Below are 25689 nucleotides of genomic sequence, written 5' to 3' on the forward strand. Positions count from 1 at the left end.
CGGGTCAGATCGCGAAGCTGGAGCCGCAGCCGCAGCCGCTCGCCGCGTTCGGATTGTCGACCTTGAAGGCAGCCCCGCCAAGCGATTCGACATAATCGACCGCGCAGCCGCGGACGAGATCAAGACTGATGCTGTCGACGACGAGGCGCACGCCGTCGGTTTCGGCGACCGTATCGTCGGCGTCCGGCGCATCCGCGAACCCGAAGCGATACTGGAAACCGGAACAGCCGCCGCCATCGACCGAAAGCCGCAGGATCGCCGGCTTGCCCTGGCGTTCCGCGATCGCCGCGACACGCGCGGCGGCGGATGGGGTCAGCGTGATGTCACGTGCGGTCGCCATGTGCGGGAGATAGGCGTTGCCGCGCACGGCGGCAACGCCCTCCCCTCCCAAGGACTCGAGATTCAGTCGAGCGGCGCCGGGCCCGTCGAAACAGGGATCGCGCTGACCGAACGGTCCTGCGCGGCGAGCAGATAGTCGCCCGTGGTCAGGAACGGCACCGGGTTCACCGCATGGCCATCGATGCGGACCTCGTAATGGAGGTGCGGCCCGGTGGAACGGCCGGTCGAACCCATCAGCGCGATCAGCTGCCCGCGCTTTACCCGCGTGTTGTCGGCGACGAGGATCTTGGACAGATGGCCGTAACGGGTCGCGATGCCCTTGCCGTGGTTGATTTCCACCATGTTGCCGTACCCACCCAGCCGCGCAGCATGGTCGACGATGCCGTCTGCGGTCGCATAGACGGGGGTGCCGGTCGGGCCGGGGATATCGACGCCGGCGTGCATCGCGGAGGTGCCGCGGAACGGATCGCTGCGGATGCCGAAATTGCTGGTGAAGGACAGATGCTGGACCGGCTGGACCGATGGGATCGCAATCGCGCCGCCCATCGACTGCGAACCGTCCAGCTTCTTCCAGGTCTGGAACAGCGTGCGAAACTGAACGTCGGCCTTCAGATCGGCGCTGGCCTCGGCGCTCGCCGCGTCGATCAACGGACCGCCTTCAGCGGCCTTGACCGCGGGGACTCGCGTCGTCGTCTGTGCCGATGCGGCTACGCTCGCGAGGCCAAGGATACAGGCGGCGACCGAAAAGATGCCTTGCCGGAAGACTGACGATACCGGCACGTTGGAAGATTTGGTCATTGAACCCCGACGATCCCGTGCGCGAGCTGCCGGAGCGGCGCCCGCATCGTTGTGTTCCCTGATCGCAGCCCCACCCGCGTCCTTGGACGGATGGTTACTGACCGGAATGGTCACGCTTCGGCAAGAGCGCCGTAATATTCCCGCGTCAGACCGGCAGACGCACGCGCCGAGTCGTTGAATGGTGGCTTTAACAGCCCGCGAAAATGCGCGGAGATGAGCGCACGCCAATGCTCTGCGGGGTCCAGCGCCGCCTCGGCACAGCCATGTTTGAACCATGTCGTGCCGACCGACACATGCCGTATCTCGTCGGTGTAGATACGCAGCAGGATCCGCGCGCTCGCATGGTCGCCCGCTGCATCGAACCGTGCAACCGTCGTCGGCGTAACGTCCAGACCGCGCGCTTCCAGCACCATCGGCACGACGGCCAGCCGGGCCAGCGGATCGTGCGCGGTCTTGGCGGCGGCCTCCCACAGTCCGGCGTGCGCGGGCAGGTCGCCATAGGCGCAGCCAAGCGTGCGCAACCGCCGGTCGAGGATCGCGAAGTGCATCGCCTCGTCGGCCCCAACCCCGATCCAGTCATCGACGAAGCTGCGCGCAGACCGGTCGCCGAAGCGCCCCGCCATGTCGAAGGCGAGGTCGATCGCGGCGAATTCGATATGCGCCAGCGCATGGAGCAGCGCGATCCGCCCGCGTTCCGATCCGCCGCGCCCGCGTTTTGGCATGCGGTTCGGCGGCAGCAATTCGGGTCTAGTCGGCCGTGCCGGACTCTCCGGCATCGGCACGTCGAACACGTGCAACAGATCGCCCCGCCGCCACGCCCGCGCGACCGAGCGTGCCGCGCGCACCTTCGCCGCCGGCTCCGCCGTCAGCAGCACGTCGCGGATGGCGCGCGCGATGCTCGTCACAGCGCGGCTGCCGCCTCCAGGACCTTGCGCGCATGCCCCGCGACCCGCACCTTGCGCCACATCTGCGCCAGCGTGCCGTCCGCGCCGAACAGAAAGGTCGACCGCTCGATCCCCATCGAGGTGCGGCCGTAGAGTGTCTTCTCCACCCACACCCCGAACGCCTCGGTCACCGACCCGTCGGTGTCGCTGGCGAGGCGCACGGTCAGGTCGTGTTTCTTCGCGAACTTCGCGTGCGCCGCAGGCGTGTCGCGCGAGATGCCGATCACGCCGATCCCGGCGGCGGCGAATTCGTCACCCAGCGCGGAAAAATCGATCGCTTCGGTCGTGCAGCCCGGCGTGTCGTCGCGCGGGTAGAAATAGACGACCAGCGGCCCCTTTGCCGCCTCGCGCAGCGCAAAAATGCTGCCGTCCGGCGCGGTCGGCGTCACGTCGGGAATGCCTTCGCCAATATCCATCATGCCTCTTCCTGCCAGATCGCGGCCACCTCCTGCCGCGCGGCGTCGAGCGAGGCAACCACCGCGTCCCAGTCCGCACAGTGAAGCGCCCGCGCAATGAGCGCGCGCGTCGGCTCGGCCGGCGGCGCGGCGTCGGGCGCGACGAGGCGGAGCGTCACCAGCAACCGGGTCAGCACATCATGCGCGTGGCGTGCGCCCGCCGGCATGAGCCCCTCGGCCAAGAGCGCGTCGATCGCGCGGCCGAGATCGGGGTCGAACCCCGTCTTGTGGATCAGCTGCGCGCGGTGAACGGCGAACTCCAGATCGACCAGCCCGCCGGGAAGCAGCTTCGCATCGAGCGGACCCTGCGAAGGCTTGTGTGCGGCCATCTCGGCGCGCATCGCCTCCGCGTCGGCCGCGATATCGCGCGGCTTGCGATTGCCGCGCAGCACATCGTCGATGACCGCCTGAAGGTCCGCCCGCGCCACTCCCGACCCGAAGACCGGCCGCGCGCGGGTCAGCGCCATATGCTCCCAGGTCCACGCTTCCTCGCGCTGGTAGCGCGCGAACGAATCGAGGCTGACGACGAGCGGACCCTGCGTGCCCGACGGGCGCAGCCGCGTGTCGATCTCGTAGAGCGGCCCCGCAGCCGTCGCGACCGACAGCGCCGCAGTCACCCGCTGCGCGAGGCGGTTGTAGTAGAGCGTCGCGCCGAGCGGCTTCGCGCCGTCCGACTCCGCGGCGAAATCGCCGGTGAAGAGGTAGATGAGGTCGAGGTCGGAGGCATGGGTCAACGCCCCGCCGCCCATCCGCCCGAGCGCGAGGATCACGAACTCGCTGTCGGGCACGCGGCCGTGCGCGGCGGTGAATTCGGCGATGGCGGCGTCAGCGAGAACGTCGATCGCCGCCTCCGCGACGCGCGCATAGCTGGCAGACACCGCGAGCGGATCGGCCGCGCCTGCGACGATCTGCGCACCCAGCGCGAACCGCTTCTCGCCGACGATGCGGCGCACAAGGTCGAGCCGCGCCTGATAGTCCGGCGCGTCCCCGCCGCGCATCTCGGCCGACAGGTCCGCGACGGAGCCCAAATCGTCGAAAGCGCTCGCGTCGATCAGCCCGTCGAGCAGCGTCGCGCGGCGGGCCAGCGCATCGGCCAGCGGCGGTGCATGGCTCAGGATCACGGCGAGCAGCGTCGCGAGGCCCGGCCGCGCTTCGAGCAGGCGGAAGACGTTGATCGCACTCGACAGCCGCTCGAACAGCGAATCGAGTCGCAGCATCGCCTTGTCGGGCGCGGGCGCCGCCGCGATCGCGCGGACGAGGATCGGCAGCACCGTCTCCAGCGCCGCGCGCGCGGCGGGGCTGCGCAGCGACGGATAGCTCCCCCCACGCCACGCCGCGATCCGCTGCATGGCCGGGTCGGGATCGGCGAACCCGGCCTCCGAAAGCTGAACTGCAAGCTGGACCGGATCGATCGACAGCCCGCTCTCGCTGTCCCCCGACAGCGTGTCGTAGATATGCGCCACGGCCTCGACATGCGGGCGGAGCATCGCGACGAGCGCGGCGCCGTCCTCCAGCCCGTGGAGCCGCGCCACGCGATCGAGCGCATCTCCGGTCGGCAGATGATGCGTCTGCCGGTCGTCGATCATCTGCACGCGGTGCTCGATCGTGCGCAGAACCTCGTAGGCCGCGCTCAGCGTCTCCGCTTCCTCCGCGCCGATCCGCCCCGCCGCCGCGAGCGCGGCGAGCGCACCGCGCGTGTCCGCCACCCGCATCGACCGGTCCCGCCCGCCATGGATCAACTGGTGAACCTGCGCGAAGAACTCGATTTCGCGGATTCCGCCCCGCCCCCGCTTCAGATCATAGCCGGGGCCGAACGCCTGCCCCTGCGCGTGATGGTCGCGAATCCGCCGCGTGATGTCGACGATCTCCGCAATCGCGCCGAAATCGAGGCTGCGGCGCCATACGAAAGGGCGGATTGCGTCGAGGAAGCGCTGGCCAAGCGCGACGTCCCCCGCTGCGGCGCGCGCGCGGATGAAGGCGGCACGCTCCCACGCCAGTGCCTGCGACTCATAATAGCTGATCGCGGCATCGATCGGGATCGCGATCGGCGTGACTTCCGGCGAAGGGCGCAGGCGCAGATCGACGCGCAGCACATAGCCGTCGCCGTCACGCGCCTGAAGCAGTTCGACGACGCGCCGGGCGATCCGCACAGCCGCCTCCTCCACATCCTCGCGCTCGCGGTGCGGCAGCGTGTCGGGATCGTAGATCAGGATCGGGTCGATATCGGACGAATAGTTGAGTTCGCCGCTGCCCTGCTTGCCGAGCGCGATCGCTGCGAAGCCCAATGGCTCGGAATTGGGGGTGCGCTCGAGGATGGCGGTACGAATGGCGAGATCGAGCGCGCGGTCGGCAAAACCGGTCAGCGCCGTCGTGACACCCCTCAGGTCCAGCTCGCCTGCCAGATCGCCGATCGCGACGCCAAGCGCCACGCGTCGCCGCGCGAGCCGCAACGCCCGCGCCGGCGGGAGTTCGCGATCGATCGCGCCCACCGGCACCGAAGCCCCCTCTTCGAGCGCGCACGCCATCTCGGGTTCGCGTTCGAGCAGCATCGCAAGGAACGGCGCGTGCGCCCGAGCGCGCTCCACCGAGGCCTTTACCGCCTGTTTACGATGTGTGTCCGCGGTGCAACGCGTATCGGCGTTAGTCATGTCGGCGCAACCTCTACGCCGATCGGCCGTTCTTGACACCATGACTCGCACACTTGCCACGATCGATCAGGCCGACCCGAAGGGTGGCTATGTCGTGCGCACCCCGCGCGAGAACGATGCGACGGGGGCCGTGCTGCGTCACGCGTTCGGCGAGGATACGCGTCTTCCGCAGGACATGACTGCGTTGCTCAAGGCTATCAGCGAACGCGCGCACTGAGCGCCTGTCCAGATTGCCCTCATCGCTCGCGGCTGAGCGTGTCCACCTCGTCCATGATGCTGTCGAGCGCCGTCACATCGCGGTCCGACTTGTGGCTACGCCGCGAAGGCAGCGATCCGTCATTGAGGATCGTCTCCAGAGCGACTCGCCCGCGTGCGACGCGACTCTTGATCGTGCCGACCGCGACGTTGCAGATCTCGGCTGCTTCTTCATAGGCGAAGCCGCCCGCGCCGACGAGGATGAGCGCCTCGCGCTGCGGCTGCGGCAGGTGGAGCAATGCGCGCTGCATATCGCCCAGCTCGACGTGACGATCCTGGCTGGCGGGCGCCGCCAGCAGGCGATCGGCGACGAGATCATCCCATTCGCCCTTGAATCGGGCGCGGCGCATCTGCGACAGATAAAGGTTGCGCAGGATGATGAAGGTCCACGCGCGCATGTTGGTGCCCGCCTGGAAGCGCTTGCGGGCCGCCCATGCCTTCAGCAGCGTTTCCTGCACCAGATCGTCGGCCAGATCGCGGCTGCCCGACAGCGAACGGCCGAACGCGCGCAGGTGCGGGATGACCTGCGCCAGCTCCGTCTTGAACTCCGGATCGGACAGCGAGACATGCTCGACGGGCGGGGCATCGTCCTGCTCGTCGTCATGGTCCGTATCGGCACCGGCGGCACGCATGGGGGATTGGGTCATCAGGCTCCCTGGGATCGCCACAGGCCGAGACGACATGCTCCGGCCCCCCATAGATAGGAGGCTTCCGGCACGATTGCCACCCGCCCAAGCGTCGTGAAAATCAGCGTAAAAGCAGAACCGCGAAGATCACGATCACCAGCACCAGCGAAATCGCCAGAATATACCGGGTCATGTGCGGGGTCGCCCCCGCGCGCGCATCCTCGGCATCGAGGTGGATGGGTTGTTCGTCGTTCGCCATGACCCATCAACCCCCCAACACCGTTTTGGCTCCGTATCGACCTGTCGAAAACCGCTCTGGCGGCGAATTATGCCGCGGGTACGGTGGACTGGTCGAAGAACAGCGCCTGGCTGATCGCAGCTTTCACCGTGGACCGCTGGAACGGCTTGGTGATGAGGAAGGTCGGCTCCGGCCGTTCGCCCGTCAGCAGCCGCTCCGGAAAGGCGGTGATGAAGATCACCGGCACGTCGAACTCGGCCAGAATGTCCTTCACGGCATCGATTCCCGAGCTGTCGTCGGCAAGCTGGATGTCGGCGAGGACAAGGCCGGGACGGTCCTCCATCGCCAGCGCGACCGCCTCGTCGCGCGTCACCGCGACGCCGGTCACGTCATGGCCGAGATCGCGCACGATCGTCTCGATATCCATCGCGATGATCGGCTCGTCCTCGATGATCAGCACGCGCGCGCGGGTCTGCTTCTCGATCTCCGCCATCGCCTCGGCGACCAGCGCGTCGACCTCGGACGGCTCGACCTCGATCAGATATGCGGTGTCCTCGGGCGTGAAGCCCTCCATCGCGGTCAGCAGCAGCGCCTGCCGCGACAATGGAGTCATCCGCGCGAGGCGCGCACGCGCGATCGACTCCTGATCGTCGCTGCGCAGATCGTGATCGTCGAAATCGTCGTGGTTCGCCGACCCCCAGATCGCCTGGAACATCCGGTAGAGGCCAAGGCGCGGATCGACGCCCTTGGGAAACTCGTCTGGTGCCGCGACGATCGCCTCCAGCGTCGCGCGCACATATTTGTCACCATGGCTCTGGCTGCCGGTCAGCGCCCGGCCGTAGCGCCGCAGGAAAGGAAGGTGCGGTGCGAGTTGTTGTCCAAGCGACATGAGCGTGACGGTCTCCCCTTGGCACGGACGGCTGCCGACCGCGCGTGCCCTTGCAAATCAGAACTCTGAACGATCCCCCGGCGTTCGCCGGATACGTTCCGGCGCAGTGTCGATATTTCGTCAGCAAGCGTTGGAACAAACGAAGCGCTATTTGGTTTCATCCGCTCAAAGCAAGAATGCGCAGCCGTCGCCACGGTAGCAACCGGGCGATTTGTATCTAGGATTCACCAAGCCCGCTCGGGCCGTCTGGGGGAATGCGTTGCAGTCGGGTAAGGGACCAGACACGCCATCGGCCAAGGGGAAGGCCGGCAAGGCAAAGGTTCACAGCAAGGATCACGATATGGGTGCCGCGCTCCGCACCGTCTATCAGAAGACGGTGGAGGAAACGGTTCCCGACGACCTGCTCGCACTCCTTGGGAAGCTCGATTAGCGACATTCTATGGCCAAAGACGTTTCCCTGCCCGGCGCACGGCACGACCGCGCGGGGATCGGTGCCCATTGGCCGACCGGTGCGAAGCTTTTCCTGATTCTCAGCGCAGCGCTGCTGCCGCTCGCCCTTTTCGCCGTTTACGCGACCCTGCAGACGACGCGCGTCGCCGCGCAGGAGGCGCGCGCGCGGCTTCGCGTGGCCTCGGCGGAAGCGTCGCGCACGCTGGCGATCGAACTGGTCGGCGACACGCGCGCACTAGGCGCTGCGCTCAAGGCGCTTGCCCGGGACCCGAACGACTCGCCGAGCTGCGCGCGCGCGCAGGGTGTTTTCGCCCAGCAGGCGGCAACCGGCGCGCGCTTCCTGATCGCGGCGCGCGACGGTCGCGTGCTGTGCGGCGGCGCGTTCGACGGCATGGCGACGGCGCGTCGCCCCGAATTGACCAGCACGCCGACGGCGCGGTTGTTGCCCGGCAAGGGACTGGCGATCGACATGGCGGCGCCCGGTGGCTCGAGCTACGCGTCCGCGCTGTTCCCGGTCGATTTTCTCCACGCGATCAGCAGGCCGAGCGGCTTCGGTCAGCCCTATGCCGCCACCCTGACCGACGGCGACGCCGCGCTCTCGCTCGCCGAGCTTGAGACGGCAAGTCCGCTCGAACGGCGCGACACGATCCGCAACGATCTCGGCATCGCCGGCCTCTCGCTGGAAATGCAGGCGCGCGGCGCGCCGATTTCCTCCCCCACCATCGTCGCGCTGATGCTGCCGCTGATGATGTGGGCCGCGGCCGCCAGCATCGCCTGGCTCGTCGTCGATCATCTGCTGATCCGCCCCTTGCGCGCGCTACGGCAAAGCGTCGCGACCTATGCGCCGGGCGAGGAGATCGACGCGCGGATCGTTCGCGGCCTCCCCGCGCAGGAAATCCGGGAGCTGGGCGATACCTTTCGCGCGATAAGCCGCACCGTCGCGATCCACGAAGCGGGGCTCGCCGAAGGACTCGTCAAGCAGCAGAAGCTGACCCGCGAGGTGCATCACCGGGTGAAGAACAACCTGCAGGTCATCTCCAGCCTCATCAATTTCCATGCGCGCGGGGCGGTGAGCGCGGAGGCCATCCGCGCCTATGCCTCGATCCAGCGCCGGGTCGATGCGCTCGCCGTCGTCCACCGCAACCATTTCGCCGAGATGGAGGAGAATCGCGGTCTCGGTCTCCGGTCGGTGATCGGCGAGCTTGCATCGAACATCCGCGCGACCGCCCCGGAGGGCAGTTCGATCGGGATCACGATCGATATCGATCCCGTGCTCGTGTCGCAGGACACCGCGGTCGCGGTCGCGTTCCTGCTGACCGAGGCGATCGAGCTGGCAAGCAGCGTCGATCCAGCCGCGCAGCTGCGCATCGCGGTGAAGCCCGCCGAGGACCCGGCGCGCGCCGTCCTTCGAATCACCGCGCGCGCGCTGGTCGAGAGCGACGTGCTTCGCGAAGGCATGACCCGCCGATACGGCCGCGTCATGGACGGCCTGGCCCGCCAGCTGCGTGCGCCGCTCCACCACGATCCCCTTTCCGGTGCATTCGAGATTACCGTCGCGATCACCGGGCGCGAGTAGGATTTTTCGCAGGCAACGCGAATTTTTTACAAGCCGAGCGGAACCAGCGGTTCGGTGCGTCGTTCTGCAATGCGGATGGCGACCTTATGCCCCCCCGCTCTCGCCATCCAAGCCATAGGCCCGGAAATGTCCCCCTCCCCCCCGGTGACATTTTCGGGCCTTTTCCTTTGAGCGAAAAAAGATCACGCGTCCGGAACGATCCGATGCGTTGCGCATTTCAGCGATCGAGATGTGTTCGTTCAGTGGAGAAAGTCGATGCGTAAACTTCTTGGACTCATGATCGTCGCCGGCGCGCTTGCGGTGAGCGCATGCAACACCATCGAAGGTGCAGGCAAGGACGTTTCCTCGGCCGGCCAGACGGTCGCCAAGACGGCTGACGACGCGAAGTAGGATCGCTTCGGTCAGCGCCGCAGCGCTAAGCAGGACGGGCCGGGTTGCACATGCAGCCCGGCCCGTTTTCTATTCCGCGACCTCGATCACGTCCGCTTCGCGCGCGCGGCGCTTTTCGGTGAACCAGATGCCGATGATCGCGAGTTCGTAGAGGATGATCAGCGGCACCGCGAGCAGCACCTGGCTCATCAGATCGGGCGGTGTCAGCACCGCGGCGATCGCCGTCGCCGCGACGATCGCATAGCGGCGCGCGCCGATCAGCTGCTTGCGGGTCACGATCCCGGCACGCTCCAGCAGCATCAGCAGCACCGGCAGCAGAAACGCGAAGCCGAAGCCGAACATGAACTGCATGATGAACGACAGATAGTTGCCGATCGCGGGAAGCGCCTCCTGGTGCACCCCGCCGACATTGCCCTGGAAGCTCAGCAGGAAATGCAGCGCCAGCGGCACCGCGACGAAATAGGCCATCGCCGCCCCGGCGGTGAACAACACCGGCGTCGCGAGCAGGAACGGCAGCAGCGCACGCCGCTCCTTGCGATAGAGTCCCGGCGCCACGAACTGCCACAGCTGCATCGCGATGACGGGGAACGCGATCATCATCGCGGCAAAGAACGCGACCTTCACCTTGACGAAGAAGGCTTCGAAAATCTGGGTGTAGATCAGCGTCTTCTGCCCCGCGGCCAGCAGCGGCTTGGCGAGAAAGGCGAAGATACCTTCGGCGAAGTAGTAACTGATCCCAAACGCGATCACCATCGCGACGATGCAGTAGAGCAGCCGCCGGCGAAGCTCGATCAGATGATCGAGCAGCGGCGCCTTCGACGCTTCCAGCTCGTCGCCGTCTTCGATCCGTTCTGGCGTGGTCATGGCTTGGCCGGGGGCGCGGGCGGCATCGGCAGATCGAGCATCGGCGCGCGATCGTTCTGCTGCGGTTCGGGATCAGGCGAAGCCGTCGGCACCTCCTCGACAAGCCCGCCGATCACATCGGGCTTGGGCGTCATCGCGGGCGGCGCCTCGCTGCCCTCGTCTAACGATGCCGGTGTTCCGGCCGTCGATGCTTCGGTTACGGCCGGCTCGGCGGGATGCTCGCGCATGATCCGCTCATTTTCTTCCTTCCAGCGCTTCTCCATTTCCTCGAGCTCGGCCTCGCGGACCATCGCGTCGAAGCCGGAACGGAACTGGCGGCCCACCGCGCGCGCCTTGCCGACCCACTGGCCGACGAAGCGCATCGCCTTGGGCAGATCCTTCGGCCCGATGACCACCAGCGCGACGATCGCGACCAGCAGCAGTTCGGAAGGATTGAAATCGAGCATCGAGAAACGGATCCGATCAGATCATCGCGCCATCGCCGCGGCGGATCGCCCCGCCACAGGGCACCCGGTCGTTGAGCACCCTGTCATCGGGGCACCGCAGCTACGATCAACGATCGTCGCGGACGCCCTCGCGAATCTTGTTGCCGTCGCGGTCGAACGCCGGGTCGGCAGCCGACTGCGCCTCGATCCGCGCCGCCGGGCGCTTGGCCTCGTCTTCCTCGGCCATGCCCTTCTTGAAGTTCTTCACGCCCTTGGCGACATCGCCCATCAGGTTCGAGAAACGCCCGCCGCCGAGCAGAAGGATCGCGACGACCGCGAGCACGAGCAGATGGATGGGGCTGAAACCGCCCATGACTGGTCTCCTGGATACAGACCCCTGATCTAGGCGTCTTCTTCGCCCTTTTCCACCTCATCCTGCGCTTCGAGCGATTCAAATGCGAGATCGACCGGATCGAGCAGCCCCGCGGCACGCAGATCGTCGATTCCGGGCAGATCGCGGCGGCTCTGCAGGCCGAAATGGACGAGGAACTCCGCCGTCGTCGCGAACATCAGCGGTCGCCCCGGCACTTCGCGGCGGCCGGCCGGGCGCACCCAGCCCGCCTCCATCAGCACATCGATCGTGCCCTTGGAGATTTGCACGCCGCGAATCGCCTCGATCTCGGCGCGCGTCACCGGCTCGTGATAGGCAATGATCGCCAGCGTCTCGATGCCCGCGCGGCTCAGCTTTCGCATTTCCTCTCTATCGCGGCGAAGCAGATGCGCCAGATCGGCCCCGGTGCGAAAATGCCAGCGGCCGCCATTTTCGACGAGCTCGATGCCCCGCCCCGCATAAGCCTGTGTCAATTCGCGCAGCGCGCCGCGGACATCGCCCGCACCGACATGCGCCGCGATTCCCTCGACGGTGAGCGGCTCGACCGCGGCGAAGAGCACCGCCTCCACCGCGCGCGCGAAGTCGTCGGGCGGGGTCATGCGGGCGCCTTGAGGTAGAGCGGCGCGAAGGGTGAGGCCTGGCGCAATTCCACCCGCCCCTGACGCGCCAGTTCCAAGGCAGCGAGGAAACTGGAGGCGAGCGCCGACTTCGCATAGGCCGGGTCGGCGCCGTCAGGCAGGAAATCGCGGATCGATCGCCAGTCGATGGCGCTGCCGACGAACCGCGCCACCCGCTCGATCGCGACCTCCAGCGTCATTACCGGGCGATCATGGACGACATGGAACACCGGACGATTGCGCGCCGAGACTCGTCCGTAAGCGGCGATCAGATCGTAGATGTCCGCCTGCCAGCGCGCCTTGCGCACCGTCCGCAGTCCCTCCGGCGCACCCCGCAGGAAAACGTCGCGCCCAAGCCGGTCGCGCGCCATCAGCCGGGCGCCGGCATCACGCATTGCATTCAGCCGTTCGAGGCGGAGTTGCAGCCGCAGCGCCAGCTCCTCCGGGCTGGGTTCCACCTCCGGATCGCGCGGCAGGAGCAGCGCCGATTTCAGATAGGCGAGCCACGCCGCCATCACGAGATAGTCAGCCGCGACCTCCAGCTTCAGCGCGCGCGCTTCCTCGATGAAGGCGAGATATTGCTCGACGAGCGCGAGAATCGAGATTTCGCGCAAGTCGACCTTCTGCCCGCGCGCCAGCGACAGCAGCAGGTCGAGAGGCCCTTCCCAAGCGCCCAGTTCCAGCGTCAGTGTTTCGTCGTCCCCCATGACGCGCAGGTTACAGGGTTGGACGGACGGGGGAAGCCTTTCAACCAATGTCCGTCATCCCTGCGGAGGCAGGGATCCATGTCTCCCGGTCACGCGCACCACGAGCAGACAGGGGCCCCTGCCTCCGCAGGGGCGACGCTAAACCAGCGCCAGCAGCGCATCCCGCTTCGCGAGCGCCGCCGCCATATCGCCCTCGCTCGCACCGCACAACGCCATCGCCCGCGCCAATCGCTCCCGAGCCCGGTGGGTCATCGCCGGCAGCGCCGCGGCGACGGCCTGCATCACCGCAAGGTCGCCCGAGCACTCGAGCACCACATCCACCCCGGCCGTCAGCGCCGCAACGGCCCGATCCGCAACGCGCCCCGACAGCGCGCCCATGCCGATATCGTCGGTCATCAGCAGCCCGTCGAAGCCGATCTCGCCGCGAATCACGCGGTCGATCACGATCGGCGAGAGCGTTGCCGGCCGCTCGGCGTCGAACGCGGTGAAGACGATGTGCGCGGTCATCCCCATCGGCGCATTCGCGAGCGACCGGAACGGCGCCATATCGCCGGCAAGCTCCTCTGCGCTCGCCGTCACGGTCGGCAGCGACAGATGCGTGTCCGCGACCGCGCGGCCATGGCCTGGCATATGCTTGATGACGCCAGCGACGCCCCCTTCGGCCAGCCCGTCGAGCATCGCGCGGCCAAGCGCCGCGACCCGCATCGGCTCGCGTCCCAGCGCGCGGGGCAGCACCGCGCTCGTCGTCTCGGGCCGCCCCAGATCGAGCATCGGCGCACAATCGACGGTTATCCCGGCCTCGCGCAGCATCAGCGCGAGCGCGAGGGCGTTGGCGCGCATCGCCTCGATCGCCGACATCGGCGCGATCTCGTAGAGCGCATCGAAGGCCGGGCCGGCCGGAAACGCGGGCCAGACCGGCGGCTTCATCCGCACCACCGGCCCACCCTCCTGATCGATCAGCACCGGCAGGTCGTCGCGCCCGGTCAGATCGCGCAGCGAATCGGTGAGCGCGCGAAGCTGCGCTTTCGTCTCGACGTTGCGGCCGAACAGGATGAACCCGGCCGGCACGACTTCCGCGAAGAAGGCACGCTCGGCATCGGTCAGGACAGGGCCGGAAAGCCCGAAGAATGCGGGTGTCATGGCCGCGCGGTCTACGCCCCCCGCGGACCCGCGCAACCCGTCAGTTGGCGACCACGAAGCAGGTTTCGCCTGCAACCTTCAACCGTCCGCACACATCGGACGCTGCACCCGCGCTGCCGGCATTGACGCGCAGGCGGTAAACCTTGCGGCCGCCCACTTCGGCGGTCTGCACCGATTTGCCGAGCGTGGCGATATAGGCGAAGCGCTTCGCCATCGCGCTCCACGCGCCGTTCGCCGCAGCCTCGCTGGGGAAGGCGCCGAGCTGGACGAGCGATCCGCCGGTCGCGGCGCCGGGCACGTTGGTCCTGGGCGCACTCATCGGCGGCGCCGCTGTCAGCTTGCCCCCCGATTGCGGAACCGAGCTCACCGCCTTGTCGCCCGCCGCTGTCGCCGGCGCATTGCCCTGGCCACTACCGGACTTTGTCGCGGTGACGGGCTTTTCGGGCACCGCGTTCAGATCGATCCGCCCGCCGTCCGCGCCCTTGCCGGCGCTCGTCGCGATCGCGGCATCGCCCTCGCCATTGACCTTCATTCCGCCGGGATCGTCGGGGCGCACCTTGTAGTCGCCCTCCTGCGCGGCGATCAGATCGCCGTTACCGGCCGGTGCCGAAGGGCGTTGCAGGCGGTAGACGCCGAGCACGATCGCCGCGAGCACGACCAGCCCCAGAACGACGAGCGCGATCGTCCGCGCGACCGTCGGCCCCTCCTGCTCATCGGCCTCGACCGTCTCCAGCCACGGCAGACGGTCCTCGTCGCGAAGATCGATCTCGTCCGCCATCGCCATCAGTGCATCTCCTCGACCGCCTCGACACCCATGATGGCGAGACCATTGCGGATAATCTGCGCGACCGCGCTCGCCAAGAAGAGTCGCGCGGCGGTCGCGGCCGGGTCCTCGACCACTAGGAAGCGCCGGTCGGGACGGTCGTTGCCGACATTCCACAACGCGTGGAAGGCTGCTGCCAAGTCATAGAGATAAAAGGCGATTCGGTGCGGCTCGCGCGCCGCGGCCGCAGTCTCGACGATGCGCGGGAACTGCGCGGCGAGCTGCACCAGCGCCAGCTCTTCCGTATCAAGCCGGGACAGATCGGGATTCTCTGCCGAAATCCCCGCCTCCGCCGCACGCCGGTGGAGCGAGGCGACGCGGGCGTGCGCATAGTTCACGTAGAAGACGGGGTTGTCCTTCGACGCCTCGACCACCTTGGCGAAGTCGAAATCCATCTGCGCATCGCTGCGCCGGGTCAGCATCGTGAAGCGCACGACGTCCTTGCCGACTTCGCGCACGACATCGGCGAGCGTCACGAAATGGCCCGATCGCTTCGACATCTTCACCGGCTCGCCGTCGCGCAGTAGGCGCACCATCTGGACGAGCTTCACGTCGAAGCGCTTATTTCCTCCGGTCAGCGCGGCGACCGCGGCCTGGATGCGCTTCACCGTGCCGGCATGGTCGGCGCCCCAGATGTCGATCAGCTCGTCGGCGCTCTGGCTTTTCTGGAAATGATAGGCGAGATCGGCGCCGAAATAGGTCCAGCTGCCGTTCGATTTCCGGATCGGGCGATCCTGGTCGTCGCCGAATTGCGTCGAGCGGAAGAGCGGCAGCTCGACCGGTTCCCAATCCTCGGGTGTCTCGCCCTTCGGCGCCTCGAGCACGCCGTCATAGACGAGCCCGCGCGACCGGAGCTCGGCCTCGGCCGCTTCGGGCTTGCCAGCCGCCTGCAATTCGGCCTCGGACGAGAAGAGCGCGTGATGGATGCCGAGCAAGGCGAGATCGGCCTTGATGAGCGCGAGCATCGCCGCGACCGCGCGCGTGCGGAACAGCGCCAGCCATTCGCCTTCCGGCGCCTCGGCATAGCGATCGCCGAACTCCGCCGCGAGCGCCTGGCCTACGGGTATGAGGTAATCGCCCGGGTACAGTCCTTCGGGAATTTCGATCGTCGCGCCCAGCGCCTCACGATACCGCAGGTGCACCGAGCGCGCGAGGACATCGACCTGCCCGCCCGCATCGTTGACATAGTATTCGCGGATGACCGTGTGGCCGGCGAATTCGAGCAGGCTGGCGAGCGCGTCGCCCACCACCGCGCCGCGGCAATGCCCCATGTGCATCGGCCCCGTCGGGTTGGCGGAGACATATTCGATGTTGACCGTCCGGCCCGCGCCCATCTGCGAACGGCCATAGTCGTCCGCGGCTCCGACGATCGCGGCGAGCTCGGCGCGCCAGCTGTCGTCGGTAAGCTTCAGGTTGATGAAGCCCGGCCCGGCGACCGAGACGTCGGCCACCTCGTCCAGCTTGCGCAGTTCACTCGCGAGCGCGTCGGCGAGCGCACGCGGGTTCATCCCCGCCGGCTTGGCGAGCACCATCGCGGCGTTGGTCGCCAGATCGCCGTGCGCCGTATCGCGCGGCGGCTCGACCGTGATCGCACGCCGCTCCATCCCCGCCGGCAGGTTGCCTGCCGCCACCAGCATGTCGAGCGCCGCATCGACATGCGCGGCAAAGCGGGAATAGAGCGTCATCGGACTTGTCCACCAAGCGAAAGCGCGCGCCTTAGCGGCTGACGCCCGCTTCGTCACGTGGCGATGCTTCGCGGCGAAATGGAAACGACCCACACACGCTCCATACCGTCATCCCCGCGCAGGCGGGGATCCATGTCTCTATCGTGTGGCATACCCGCCAGAGATGGACCCCAGCCTTCGGCCGATGGCCGAAGTTCATCCTGAGCGCCTGCCTTGCAGGCAGTCGAAGGGCTGGGGTGACAGACGTCGCTAGACCCGAACCAATCCCTCCACCGCCGCGGTCTTCGCGCCCGTCGGGAACAAGGCCGCCATCGCGCGCGCCGGCTCGACCCCGAAATGCCCCGCCACCGCACCGCCGATGAACGCGTCGAGGTTCGTCGTCGGCTTCAGGTCGCGGCCTTCATACAGCGCCGCCTGCGCCAGTCCCGGCCAGTCGGCGACGACCCGCCCGCCCTTGACCGCGCCGCCGAACAGCATCGCCGACGATCCGGTCCCGTGATCGGTCCCGCCGGTGCCGTTGACCGCGACCGTCCGCCCGAACTCGGTCGCGACCAGCACGACGGTATCGCTCCACAGCGGCCCAAGCCCGGTCTTGAGCGCGCCGACCATCGCATCGAGCCCCTTCAGCTGTGCCGCCAGCCGGCCGCGCTGGCCGGCATGGGTGTCCCAGCCGCCGGTCTCGATCATCGCGATCCGCGCGCCGTCCGCAGGCGCGAGCAGTTTTGCCGCCAGCGCCCCGGTCGCCGCGGCGTTGCGGCCATTGTCCTGCGCCAGATCGCTCGTCAGCCCGCGGGTCTGCAGCGCTTCCGACCACAGACCGTGGAGCTGCTGGTCGCCCTGATACAGCATCGTCACGCGCTGGAGCAGGTCGTCCGACGCATCGGGCAGCGCCGACGGCGCGTAGGAGGCGACGTCATGCGGCCCGCGCAGCGCCATCGGGATCGCTGCCGCGATCGCGATCGCCTTCGCATCACCGGCCGGCACCAGACCCATCATCCGGTTCATCCAGCCGTCCTTGACCTGATAGGCCCCCGTGCCTCCGGTCTCGAGCACGTTCTGCCCGTCGAAATGCGACCGGTCGCGATAGGGCGAGGCGACCGCATGCGCGAACAGCGCCTCCCCCGATTTGAACATCGCGAGGCCGTTCACCATCGCCGGGTGCAGCGCGAACATCGCGTCGAGCTTCGGTGCGCTGGCGAAATCGGCGGCTAGATCGCCGCGTGCGCCCGCAAAGGCGGGATCACCCACCGGTGCGACGGTGCCGAGTCCATCGGCCGCGCCGCGCTGGATGATGAAGACGAAGCGACGCTCGGTTGCGGCCTTGGCGAAGGCCATGCGCGGGCACAGGCCCGCGCCCGCGAGCCCCAAGGCGCCGGTGACGAGCAGCGAACGACGATCGACGATCATGACACTTACCTCCGCATCGCTTCGGGAGAGACGAGCAGCAGCGCGAGCGCCTGCCCGGGACTTTCGGCGCGCGACAGCGCCTGGGTGGTCGCCGGCGTCACCGCCGCCGGATAAAGCTTCGCGGCGAGCGCGCGGGCGTCGATCGTCGATGGCGCGCGGGTGGCGAAGCGCTCTGCCGCCTCCACCCGGCGCATCACCGCGTCGGGCCCGGCCCAGCTGCCCGCGATATCGTCATACCCGATCGGCTGCCCCGGCTTCCACATCGGCTGGCCGAGCTGGTTGAGCAAACCTGTCATCACCGGGCCGTCGACCGTCTTCATGCCAAGCGCGCGCATCGACGACACCGACCATTCCCACGGCGTCTTGAACTTCACCGGCGCCGCCACCCACGCCTCGGGCGAGGCGATGACCGCGCGGTAGACCATCGGCAGGTCGCCGCCCGACTGTAGAAACGCATCGCGCACCCGCGCCACCATCGCCGGCGGCGGGGTATCGCCCGCAAAATGCCGCGACAGCTTCGTCGCGATATGCGTCGCGGTCGCGGGATCGACCGCGAGGTCCGCAAGCACCGCGCTGGCCTGCGCCACGCCGCCCGCCGGATAGCGCTTGCCGCGGATCGTCCGGTCGCCCGGTTCGTGCAGCGCGTCCGCGAAGACGAAGTCTCCGGGTATCCCGTCGGTCCCCGCGGCGCGCGCGCCCGGGCCCTGTCCGATCCCCGCGACCGTCCACCCCGTCATCGCCCGCGCGAACTCGGTTACGTCGGCCTGCGTGTAGCCCGTCCGCACGCCGAGCGTGTGCAGTTCCATGATCTCGCGCGCGAGGTTTTCGTTGAGGCCGATCTTGCGATTGCCACGCGCCGCGATCCGGCTGCCGAGCGGACTCGTCGGGCCGACCGACACCGCCTGATCGAGATAGAGCAGCATCGCCGGGTGCTGCTCGACCGCCATCAGCATGTCGGAGAATTTGCCGAGCACATGCGGGCGGATCGCCTCGAACTCGAAGGGGCCAGCGAGGCCGACCACCTGCAGCTTGTCCGCCGAGACCGCGAAGTGGTTCGACCAGAAATGCACCATCCGCTCCATGAACGGCGTGTCGCTGGCCAGCGTCGTCGCCGCGCGCGCACCGACCCCGGCCGCGTAGTCGAGCCGATTGGCGCGCGCCGCGAACTGGCGGGCCTGCTTCATCTCGTCGCTGCGTGCCGGTTTCGCCGGGCGCGCGCCGAGGGCCAAGGCTGCCATGTCGGGCGCGGGGACCATCGCTTGCGGTTGCGGTTGAGCCGGGGTTTGCGGCGGCTGTCCGCCCATCCCCTGCCGGTTCGCGCGGCGCATCGCCTGCTGCTCGCGGAAATAAGCGGCGAGATCGGCCGCCACGCCAGCGGTGGTCGGCGCGTTCGCGATCGCGTCCGGCTTCGGGTCATAGCGCGCGAACTGGCCGAGCAGCCACGCCTTGCCATCCGACGGCGCAGCCTCGCCGCTACGCAATCCGTAGCCGAAGCGGTTGAGAGCAATGCTGATTTCGCTCATGCGACTCGTCCTTCGTGGCCTGTCGCAAACGATGGACGCGACTTGTCGCAGAACTATGCCAGGCCAGCGGCTCGTCGCCAAAAAGGGCTCAATTCGTCGCGCTTGGAGCGTGATAAGCTGATGATGAATCGTCACCCCGGACTTGATCCGGGGTCCCGCTTCTCACCACCGTCCCGAACAGCGGGACCCCGGATCAAGTCCGGGGTGACGGTGTGGGCCTCAAAACCCCTCGGGCAGGTCGATCGGCCCGACAGCCTGCCGATACGACGTCACCGCATAACGATCGGTCATTCCCGCGATGAAATCCGCGATATGCCGGCTGCGGTGCGGCTCGGCGACCGGCAGCCGCTCGCGCCAGTCCTCGGGCAGCAGCCGCGGATCGTTACGATACGCAGCGAACAGCCCCGCGACGATGCCATGCGCCGCCTCCGCCGCGGCGAGCTGGCGCGGGTGGTGATAGAGGTTCGCATACATGAACCGCTTCAGGTCGCGCTCCTCGGCGCGCATCGCGTCGGAAAAGCCGACGAGCGGGCGTCCGGCGACCCGCACGTCTTCGGCCGAGGCGACGCCGCTTTCCGCGATCCGCCGCCGCGTCTGCGCGATCAGATCGTTCGCCATCGCGCCGATCTGGCTGCGGACGAGTTCGCGCTCCAGCCGTTTCGCCGGCACGTCGGGGAACCGCGCGCACGCCGCCTCCCATTCCCGCCGGACCAACGGCACCTCGAGCAGCTGATCCAGCGTCAGCAGCCCTGCGCGCAAGCCATCGTCGATATCGTGATTGTCATAGGCGATATCGTCCGCGATCGCCGCGACCTGCGCCTCAAGGCTCGGCCATGCCGCCAGATCGAGGTCGAACGCCCGGTTCGCCTCGGCGAGCGCCCAGCCGGGATGGCGCACCGGGCCGTTATGCTTCGCCAGCCCCTCCAGCGTTTCCCAGCTGAGATTGAGACCGTGGAAGCGCGGATACACGCGCTCGATCTCGGTCAGCGTGCGCAACGTGTGCCCATTGTGATCGAACCCGCCCGCCTCCTTCAGCGCCGCCTTCAGCGCATCCTCGCCGGCATGGCCGAACGGCGGGTGGCCGATGTCGTGCGCAAGGCACAGCGCCTCGGTCAGATCCTCGTTCAGTCCCAGCGTCCGCGCGATCGTCCGCCCGATCTGCGCGACCTCGAGACTGTGGGTCAGCCGGACGCGAAAATGATCGCCATCGGGGGCGAGGAACACCTGCGTCTTGTGGCGCAGCCGGCGGAAGCTGATCGAATGGACGATTCGGTCGCGGTCGCGCTGGAAGGCGTCGCGCGGCCCCCGGGGCACATCGGGCGCGGACCCGCTTTGTTCTTCGTGAAGCCGGCCTCTGCTACGCTCCGGGTCCGAGGCCCACGGAGCGTGGCGCGTCACGCAGCTGCGCTCGCGCGGCGGCTCACTTGCCGCCGACGGGCGTCATCTTCTGGCCCTTCGTGCTCGTGAAAGTGAAGGCCGACACGCCCTGCTTCGCCAGCGTGTTGACGAACGCCTGCGCCTCGTCGTCGCTCTTGAACGGGCCGGTGACCAGCCGGTTGGTCGCGCGCAGCGGGGTGGAATAGGCCGACTTGCCCTTCAGCGCGGCAGACTTGCCCTGCACGCCCTTCCACGCCTTCGCCAAATCGTTTTCGTTCGCACCGCCGGCGACCTGCACCCAAACCCGCGGCGGGTCGGCCTTGGCCAGCTTCTCCTCCGCCGCCTTCTTGTCGGCAGCGGCCTTCTTGTCCGCGGCGGCCTTCGCGTCGGCGAGCTTCTTCGCGGCCGCCGCCTTCCGGTCGGCCGTCGCTTGCGCGGCCGCCTCGCGCTTCACGGTGGCGGCTCTGGCAGCCGCGGCGCGCTCGGCCGCGGTGTCGGTTGGCGGTCGAGCCGGCACGGGCGCCGCCGCGAGTTCGCTGTCCGGCACCTTGATGTTCGCGATGATCCTGGCGAGGATCGAATCGCCCTCGCCGGCCGGTGGTGTTGCGACCGGAGAGGCCGCTGCTGCGACCGGCGTCGCCGGGCGGGATACGGGCGGCTCGGCGAGCGGCTGACGAACAGTCGCGGGGCCGGGGGTGACCGTCGCGACCCGCGGGGCGGGCTGGGCGGTCGCGGTCGAAGCGGGCTCTGCGGCGCGCGCCTGCAGCTGCGAAGCGGCATCGGCATTGGCGAGCGCGACCGCCGATGTCTTGCCCGCCACCGGCGCCGGGGTCGCCGCGGCGCGCACCGATGCCGCCGCGGCGCGGCGTTCCTCTGCGCGCTTCTCGGCCTCCCAGCGCGCCTGGTTCTGCGCGAAGGTCGCGCTGAACTGGCTGACCTGCGGCAGGTTGGGCACGCTGGCGGCAGCGACCTGAGCCGGCGCGGTGACGCGCGGCTGCGCAGCGGGCGTTGCGGCCGGGGGCAGCGCGACGCTCGCTGTCGCCGTCGTTGCGGGCTGGATCACTGCCGGCGCGGGAATCGGGACCGGAACGGGCTGTGTGGGCGCCGGCGTCGGCGCCGTCTTGCCCGGAAGCGACTGCACCATCTGCAACGCATAGGCCGGCGGCTTCGGCTTCGCGGCCGCGACCTGCTTCCCGCCGCGCCGGGCTTCGCGCTTCGTCTTGCGGCCATCGTCCTTCGCCGCGACCTGGACGGGTGCGGTCGGTTGCGACGCGACCATCACCGGCGCCGTCGGATCGGGGCCGAGCGCGGGCAGCGCCGGCACCATGCGCGCATCGGCGAGCCGTTCGGGGGTCGCGCGGACCTCGCCGAAATGCACCGCGAAGGCGCGGTCGGCGGCGGGCAGGCTGGGCAGGCGTTCGAAAAAGGGTTGCAGCCCGCTCGCCATGCCGGGGGGCATCATCGTCGTCGCGATCTTGCTCGCGCCCGCCACGTCGCCCGCCATCGCCAGGATGAAGGCGCGCGCGCGCCACGCGCTCCGGTCATTTTGCCGGAGCAGCGGATCGAGCAGTTGCAACGCAAGGTCGCGCTTGCCCGAGATGCCGAGCGACAGCGCGTAGCGCCGCGTAACCTCGGGATTGTCGCCCCCGGTCCGCAGCGCCACGCGGTAATCCCGCTGCGCACGATCGGATTCGCCGATCAGATCATAGGCGAGTCCCCGCTCCGCCGCGAACCGTGCGGGGTCCAAGCCGAACCCGACCGCCTGATCGAAATAGCGCAGCGCCTCGCCGGGGCGCTCCTCATGCACCAGCAGCGCCGCCTCGCCCGCCTTTACCCGGCCGTTGCGCGGATCGACCTTTTCGGCGCGCGCGAAGAATGCCGCCGCGGCACTCGCATCGCCGAGCCGCATCGAAAGCTCGCCCGCGGTCACCAGCGCGTCAATGTTCTTCGGGTTGGCGCCGAGCGTGCGCACCGCCGCTGCCAGCGCGTCGGCATCGGACTGCGGTTGCGGCAGGGTGGAGTAGGTCTGGGCGAATGCGGCGGCGGGCAGAGCCGCGGCGGTCGCCATCAACAGGGGGATTAGCGGGAGTCGGGACATGCGCATGGCTGACAAAAGCTAAGACCCCGGCGGCAATGAACGGACAATGACGCCGCCGCAGGCGCGCGACGAGCCGTGGGAGGAACGCGGCGATGCACGCGCGCGCATGATGCCAACCGCGGCGACGTCCAGATTGGACGGGCGCCGCCGCGGCGGATGTTACTGGTTGTTCTGGCGGTGAAGGAAACGCGGAATGTCGAGCGAGTCCTTGCCCTCGGCATCGTCTTCCGGCTTGGCGGCGCCGCGTGAGGCGTTCTGCATCCGCTCGAACAGCGTGCCACCCAGCTTCATGCGCGGCTGGGGCGCGGCGGGCTCGGCCGGCTCTTCGCTCGCGCTCGACAGCCACCGGCGGCGCGACGGCTCGGGCGCGGCGGGCACATCGTCGCCGAACACGCGGGGCGCCTCGAGGGCGGGCTCCGCTTCGGGCACGATCGTTTCCGAACCCAGCACCAGTTCCTCGTCGGCAACCGCATCGGTCGCGCCGAGTTCGAGCGTGTCGTCCGATGCTTCGGCCGCGACCGGCGTGGCGGTGTCGGCTTCGGGTGCCTCCTCGACGACGGGTGCAGCCGCGACCGGCGCCGGCTCGGGCGCTGCCGCCTTGCGCGGGGCGGAGAAGGTGAAGGCGCGTGCCGGCTCGGGCGCGGGCGCCGCGTCGGTGCGCACGTCCGCCTCGATCCCGGTCGCGACGACCGAGACGCGGATCTTGCCTTCCAGCTCGGAATTGAACGCCGAACCCCAGATGATGTTCGCATCCTCGTCGACCAGTTCGCGGATGTGGTTCGCCGCCTCGTCGACCTCGAGCAGGCGCATATCCTCGCCGCCGGTGATCGAAATGATGACGCCCTTCGCGCCCTTCATCGACACGCCGTCGAGGAGCGGGTTGGCGATCGCCTTCTGCGCCGCCTCGATCGCGCGGTTGTCGCCCGAGCTTTCGCCCGTGCCCATCATCGCCTTGCCCATTTCCTGCATCACGCTGCGCACGTCGGCGAAGTCGAGGTTGATGAGGCCGGGCATGACCATCAGGTCGGTGATCCCGCGCACGCCCTGCTGCAGCACCTCGTCGGCCATCTCGAACGCTTCCTTGAAGGTCGTGTTCGCATTGGCGATGAGGAACAGGTTCTGGTTCGGAATGACGATCAGCGTATCGACGAACTTCTGGAGTTCCTCGATGCCCTGCTCGGCCGACTTCGACCGGCGGCTGCCCTCGAACGAGAAGGGTTTGGTCACCACGCCGACGGTCAGGATGCCCATGTCGCGCGCCGCCTTGGCGATGACCGGCGCCGCGCCCGTGCCGGTGCCGCCGCCCATGCCGGCGGCGATGAAGCACATATGCGCGCCCTCGAGGCGCTTCGACAGGTCGTCGATCGTCTCTTCCGCCGCGGCGCGCCCGATCTCGGGTCGGCTGCCCGCGCCCAGGCCTTGCGTGATCTTCGCGCCAAGCTGGATCTTGTGCGGCGCGATCGACTGTTTCAGCGCCTGCGCGTCGGTGTTCGCGACGAGGAAATCCACCCCCTGGACCTCCGCGCGCATCATGTTGGCAATCGCGTTTCCGCCCGCCCCGCCGACGCCGATCACCGCGATGCGCGGGCTCAGCTCGTCGACCTCCGGAGTAATGAATTCGATGCTCATCGCCAAAAATCTCCGCCCTCGCCCCGGATGAAACGCTACGGCCGGGCCCCGTTGATTAACCGTTGTGCACTATCGATTCACGCCGTTCCAGCCGAAAACTCGCCCGCACGGCCCGATTTGTTAATAATTTGCCCGCGCTGCATGAATGAGTCGCCGGATCGCCTTGAAGCCCTTGGGCCGGTGGACGGTCTGCTGTGTCGGCGCGAGCCCGCGCAGGTCGATCGGATCGTTCGCCGCATAGAAGGCCAGCCCCGCCAGCGTCGCGAACGCCGGTCCGGCATGTGCGTCAGGCAGCGCGGTCAGTCCGCGCGGACGCCCGACCCGCACCTGCCGCCCGAGCGCCTGCTGCGCATAATCGGCAATGCCCTTCAACTCCGCCCCGCCGCCGGTCAGCACGACCTGTCGCCCGACCGGCCCTTCGAACTTCAGCTCGGCCAGCGCGGTGCGGATTTCTCCCATCATATGTTCCAGCCGCGTGCGGATCACCGCGATCAGCGCCGCCTTGGTGATCTGCACCGAATCCCCGCCTTCATCCTCACTCGACAGCGGCATGACCGGTATCATCTCGTGATTGTCGCGCGGGGATGCGTTGGCGGAGCCGTGGAAGCACTTCATCCGCTCCGCCTGGCTGCGCCTGGTGCCGAACGCCGAGGCGATATCGTCGGTGATGTCGGCCGCGCCCATCGCGATCGACTTCAGCCCGACGAGCATCCCGCCCGCGAACAGCGACACGTTCGTGATCCCGGCGCCCATCTCGACGAGCGCGACGCCCAGGTCGCGCTCTTCTTCCGACAGGCAAGCGAGTCCGGTTGCGACCGGCGAGGCGATGATCGATTTCACCTCGAGATGCGCCAGCCGCACGCACAGATCGAGATTGCGCACCGGCGATCCGTCGGCGGCGACGACATGGATGTGGACACCGAGCCGGTCGGCGTGGAGCCCGATCGGCTTCTTCACCCCCGTAAGCCCGTCGAGCGTGTAGAGCGCCGGCTGCGCGTGAAGCACCATCCGCCCCTGCGGATCGATCGCCGAGCGGCCCTCGTGCAGCAGCGCCTCGATATCGCCCTGCTCGATCCGGTGGCCGCCAAGCTCGATCTCGATGAACGCCTCGTCGCTGACGAGCCCGCCGGCCGAAAAGCCCGCCCAGACATTCTCGATGCTGAGGCCAGCGATCCGCTCCGCCTGCTCCACCGCCTCCCGCACCGCCGCTTCGGTCGCCTGCATGTCGGCGATATAGCCACGCTTGACGCCGCGGCTCTCGCGCTGGCCGGTGCCCAGCACGATCAGCTCGCCGCCATCGCCTTTCTGCGCGATCATCGCCGACACCTTCGACGATCCGATGTCGAGCGCGGTAATCAGTCCTTCCGGTGCCGCCTTGGCCACGTCATTTCCCCT

General features: G+C 68.4%; 25 protein-coding genes and 1 pseudogene. 4 read left to right on the forward strand and 22 right to left on the reverse strand.

What is annotated here, in order from left to right:
* Positions 1-4: 4 nt before the first annotated feature.
* The 5 genes and pseudogenes from erpA to BOS5A_RS06655 all read right to left on the reverse strand — a co-directional run bounded on the left by erpA (position 5) and on the right by BOS5A_RS06655 (position 5184).
* Positions 5-340, reverse strand: a complete 336-nt coding sequence (gene erpA, locus BOS5A_RS06635) for an iron-sulfur cluster insertion protein ErpA (RefSeq protein ID WP_151954352.1) — start codon at positions 338-340, stop codon at positions 5-7.
* Between the two features lie 62 nt (positions 341-402).
* A pseudogene (locus BOS5A_RS06640) lies at positions 403-1008 on the reverse strand (M23 family metallopeptidase); the annotation flags it as partial.
* Between the two features lie 239 nt (positions 1009-1247).
* Positions 1248-2042 (reverse strand): ferritin-like domain-containing protein, encoded by a 795-nt coding sequence (locus BOS5A_RS06645; protein ID WP_151954353.1) that lies wholly within the window; start codon positions 2040-2042, stop codon positions 1248-1250.
* Positions 2039-2500 carry a peroxiredoxin gene (locus tag BOS5A_RS06650; RefSeq protein WP_199857240.1) on the reverse strand — a complete coding sequence of 154 codons (462 nt, stop codon included), beginning with the start codon at positions 2498-2500 and terminating at the stop codon, positions 2039-2041. The genes BOS5A_RS06645 and BOS5A_RS06650 overlap by 4 nt, the downstream gene beginning before the upstream one ends.
* Positions 2497-5184 (reverse strand): bifunctional [glutamine synthetase] adenylyltransferase/[glutamine synthetase]-adenylyl-L-tyrosine phosphorylase, encoded by a 2688-nt coding sequence (locus BOS5A_RS06655; RefSeq protein WP_151954354.1) that lies wholly within the window; start codon positions 5182-5184, stop codon positions 2497-2499. Before BOS5A_RS06655 ends, BOS5A_RS06650 begins: the two co-directional genes overlap by 4 nt.
* A gap of 40 nt (positions 5185-5224) precedes the next feature.
* Between BOS5A_RS06655 and BOS5A_RS06660 the strand changes: the two genes are divergently transcribed.
* The gene (locus tag BOS5A_RS06660; protein WP_199857241.1) at positions 5225-5401 is read left to right on the forward strand and encodes a hypothetical protein; all 177 of its coding nucleotides are present in this window, start codon (positions 5225-5227) and stop codon (positions 5399-5401) included.
* A 19-nt stretch (positions 5402-5420) separates the two neighbouring features.
* Here BOS5A_RS06660 and BOS5A_RS06665 read toward each other — a convergent pair whose 3' ends face one another.
* From BOS5A_RS06665 to BOS5A_RS06675, 3 genes are all read right to left on the reverse strand, one after another.
* Positions 5421-6071 carry a sigma-70 family RNA polymerase sigma factor gene (locus tag BOS5A_RS06665; protein ID WP_151954562.1) on the reverse strand — a complete coding sequence of 217 codons (651 nt, stop codon included), beginning with the start codon at positions 6069-6071 and terminating at the stop codon, positions 5421-5423.
* Positions 6072-6186: 115 nt separating this feature from the next.
* Positions 6187-6324 (reverse strand): hypothetical protein, encoded by a 138-nt coding sequence (locus BOS5A_RS06670; RefSeq protein ID WP_199857242.1) that lies wholly within the window; start codon positions 6322-6324, stop codon positions 6187-6189.
* 67 nt (positions 6325-6391) lie between these two features.
* Positions 6392-7192, reverse strand: a complete 801-nt coding sequence (locus tag BOS5A_RS06675) for a response regulator (RefSeq protein WP_151954355.1) — start codon at positions 7190-7192, stop codon at positions 6392-6394.
* Positions 7193-7532: 340 nt separating this feature from the next.
* Between BOS5A_RS06675 and BOS5A_RS06680 the strand changes: the two genes are divergently transcribed.
* The 3 genes from BOS5A_RS06680 (at position 7533) to BOS5A_RS06690 (ending at position 9608) form a co-directional block, all read left to right on the forward strand.
* Positions 7533-7622, forward strand: a complete 90-nt coding sequence (locus tag BOS5A_RS06680) for a NepR family anti-sigma factor (RefSeq protein WP_199857243.1) — start codon at positions 7533-7535, stop codon at positions 7620-7622.
* Between the two features lie 9 nt (positions 7623-7631).
* Positions 7632-9218, forward strand: coding sequence for a sensor histidine kinase (locus tag BOS5A_RS06685; RefSeq protein WP_151954356.1), 1587 nt, complete (start codon positions 7632-7634; stop codon positions 9216-9218).
* 255 nt (positions 9219-9473) lie between these two features.
* Complete coding sequence (locus tag BOS5A_RS06690) at positions 9474-9608, forward strand: entericidin A/B family lipoprotein (RefSeq protein WP_151954357.1); 135 nt, start codon at positions 9474-9476, stop codon at positions 9606-9608.
* 69 nt (positions 9609-9677) lie between these two features.
* Here the strand turns inward: BOS5A_RS06690 and tatC are convergent, their stop codons facing one another.
* The 14 genes from tatC to ftsA all read right to left on the reverse strand — a co-directional run bounded on the left by tatC (position 9678) and on the right by ftsA (position 25677).
* Complete coding sequence (gene tatC / locus BOS5A_RS06695) at positions 9678-10472, reverse strand: twin-arginine translocase subunit TatC (protein WP_151954358.1); 795 nt, start codon at positions 10470-10472, stop codon at positions 9678-9680.
* Positions 10469-10918, reverse strand: coding sequence for a Sec-independent protein translocase protein TatB (tatB, locus tag BOS5A_RS06700; protein WP_151954359.1), 450 nt, complete (start codon positions 10916-10918; stop codon positions 10469-10471). Before tatB ends, tatC begins: the two co-directional genes overlap by 4 nt.
* Positions 10919-11024: 106 nt before the next feature.
* On the reverse strand, positions 11025-11270 hold the full coding sequence (locus tag BOS5A_RS06705; protein ID WP_151954360.1) for a twin-arginine translocase TatA/TatE family subunit: 246 nt from the start codon (positions 11268-11270) through the stop codon (positions 11025-11027).
* Positions 11271-11299: 29 nt separating this feature from the next.
* Positions 11300-11887, reverse strand: a complete 588-nt coding sequence (gene scpB / locus BOS5A_RS06710) for an SMC-Scp complex subunit ScpB (protein WP_151954361.1) — start codon at positions 11885-11887, stop codon at positions 11300-11302.
* Positions 11884-12612, reverse strand: coding sequence for a segregation and condensation protein A (locus BOS5A_RS06715; RefSeq protein WP_151954362.1), 729 nt, complete (start codon positions 12610-12612; stop codon positions 11884-11886). The genes scpB and BOS5A_RS06715 overlap by 4 nt, the downstream gene beginning before the upstream one ends.
* A 138-nt stretch (positions 12613-12750) precedes the next feature.
* Positions 12751-13752, reverse strand: coding sequence for a glycoside hydrolase family 3 N-terminal domain-containing protein (locus BOS5A_RS06720; protein ID WP_151954363.1), 1002 nt, complete (start codon positions 13750-13752; stop codon positions 12751-12753).
* 40 nt (positions 13753-13792) lie between these two features.
* On the reverse strand, positions 13793-14530 hold the full coding sequence (locus BOS5A_RS06725) for an SPOR domain-containing protein (protein WP_151954563.1): 738 nt from the start codon (positions 14528-14530) through the stop codon (positions 13793-13795).
* Between the two features lie 5 nt (positions 14531-14535).
* A complete protein-coding gene (argS, locus tag BOS5A_RS06730; RefSeq protein WP_151954364.1) occupies positions 14536-16260 on the reverse strand; it encodes an arginine--tRNA ligase in 1725 nt (574 codons plus the stop codon).
* Positions 16261-16509: 249 nt separating this feature from the next.
* Positions 16510-17667 (reverse strand): DUF1501 domain-containing protein, encoded by a 1158-nt coding sequence (locus BOS5A_RS06735; protein WP_151954365.1) that lies wholly within the window; start codon positions 17665-17667, stop codon positions 16510-16512.
* A gap of 5 nt (positions 17668-17672) precedes the next feature.
* The gene (locus BOS5A_RS06740; protein ID WP_151954366.1) at positions 17673-19190 is read right to left on the reverse strand and encodes a DUF1800 domain-containing protein; all 1518 of its coding nucleotides are present in this window, start codon (positions 19188-19190) and stop codon (positions 17673-17675) included.
* A 219-nt stretch (positions 19191-19409) separates the two neighbouring features.
* Positions 19410-20588, reverse strand: coding sequence for a deoxyguanosinetriphosphate triphosphohydrolase (locus BOS5A_RS06745; RefSeq protein ID WP_151954367.1), 1179 nt, complete (start codon positions 20586-20588; stop codon positions 19410-19412).
* A 22-nt stretch (positions 20589-20610) separates the two neighbouring features.
* A complete protein-coding gene (locus BOS5A_RS06750) occupies positions 20611-22635 on the reverse strand; it encodes an SPOR domain-containing protein (protein ID WP_234419229.1) in 2025 nt (674 codons plus the stop codon).
* Between the two features lie 189 nt (positions 22636-22824).
* The gene (gene ftsZ / locus BOS5A_RS06755) at positions 22825-24294 is read right to left on the reverse strand and encodes a cell division protein FtsZ (protein ID WP_151954369.1); all 1470 of its coding nucleotides are present in this window, start codon (positions 24292-24294) and stop codon (positions 22825-22827) included.
* A 120-nt stretch (positions 24295-24414) separates the two neighbouring features.
* Entirely contained in the window at positions 24415-25677 is a 1263-nt protein-coding gene (gene ftsA, locus BOS5A_RS06760; protein ID WP_151954370.1) for a cell division protein FtsA, read from the reverse strand.
* Positions 25678-25689 lie beyond the last annotated feature (12 nt).

It is taken from the genome of Sphingomonas sp. EC-HK361 (assembly GCF_902498785.1).
Classification (GTDB): Bacteria; Pseudomonadota; Alphaproteobacteria; order Sphingomonadales; family Sphingomonadaceae; genus Sphingomonas.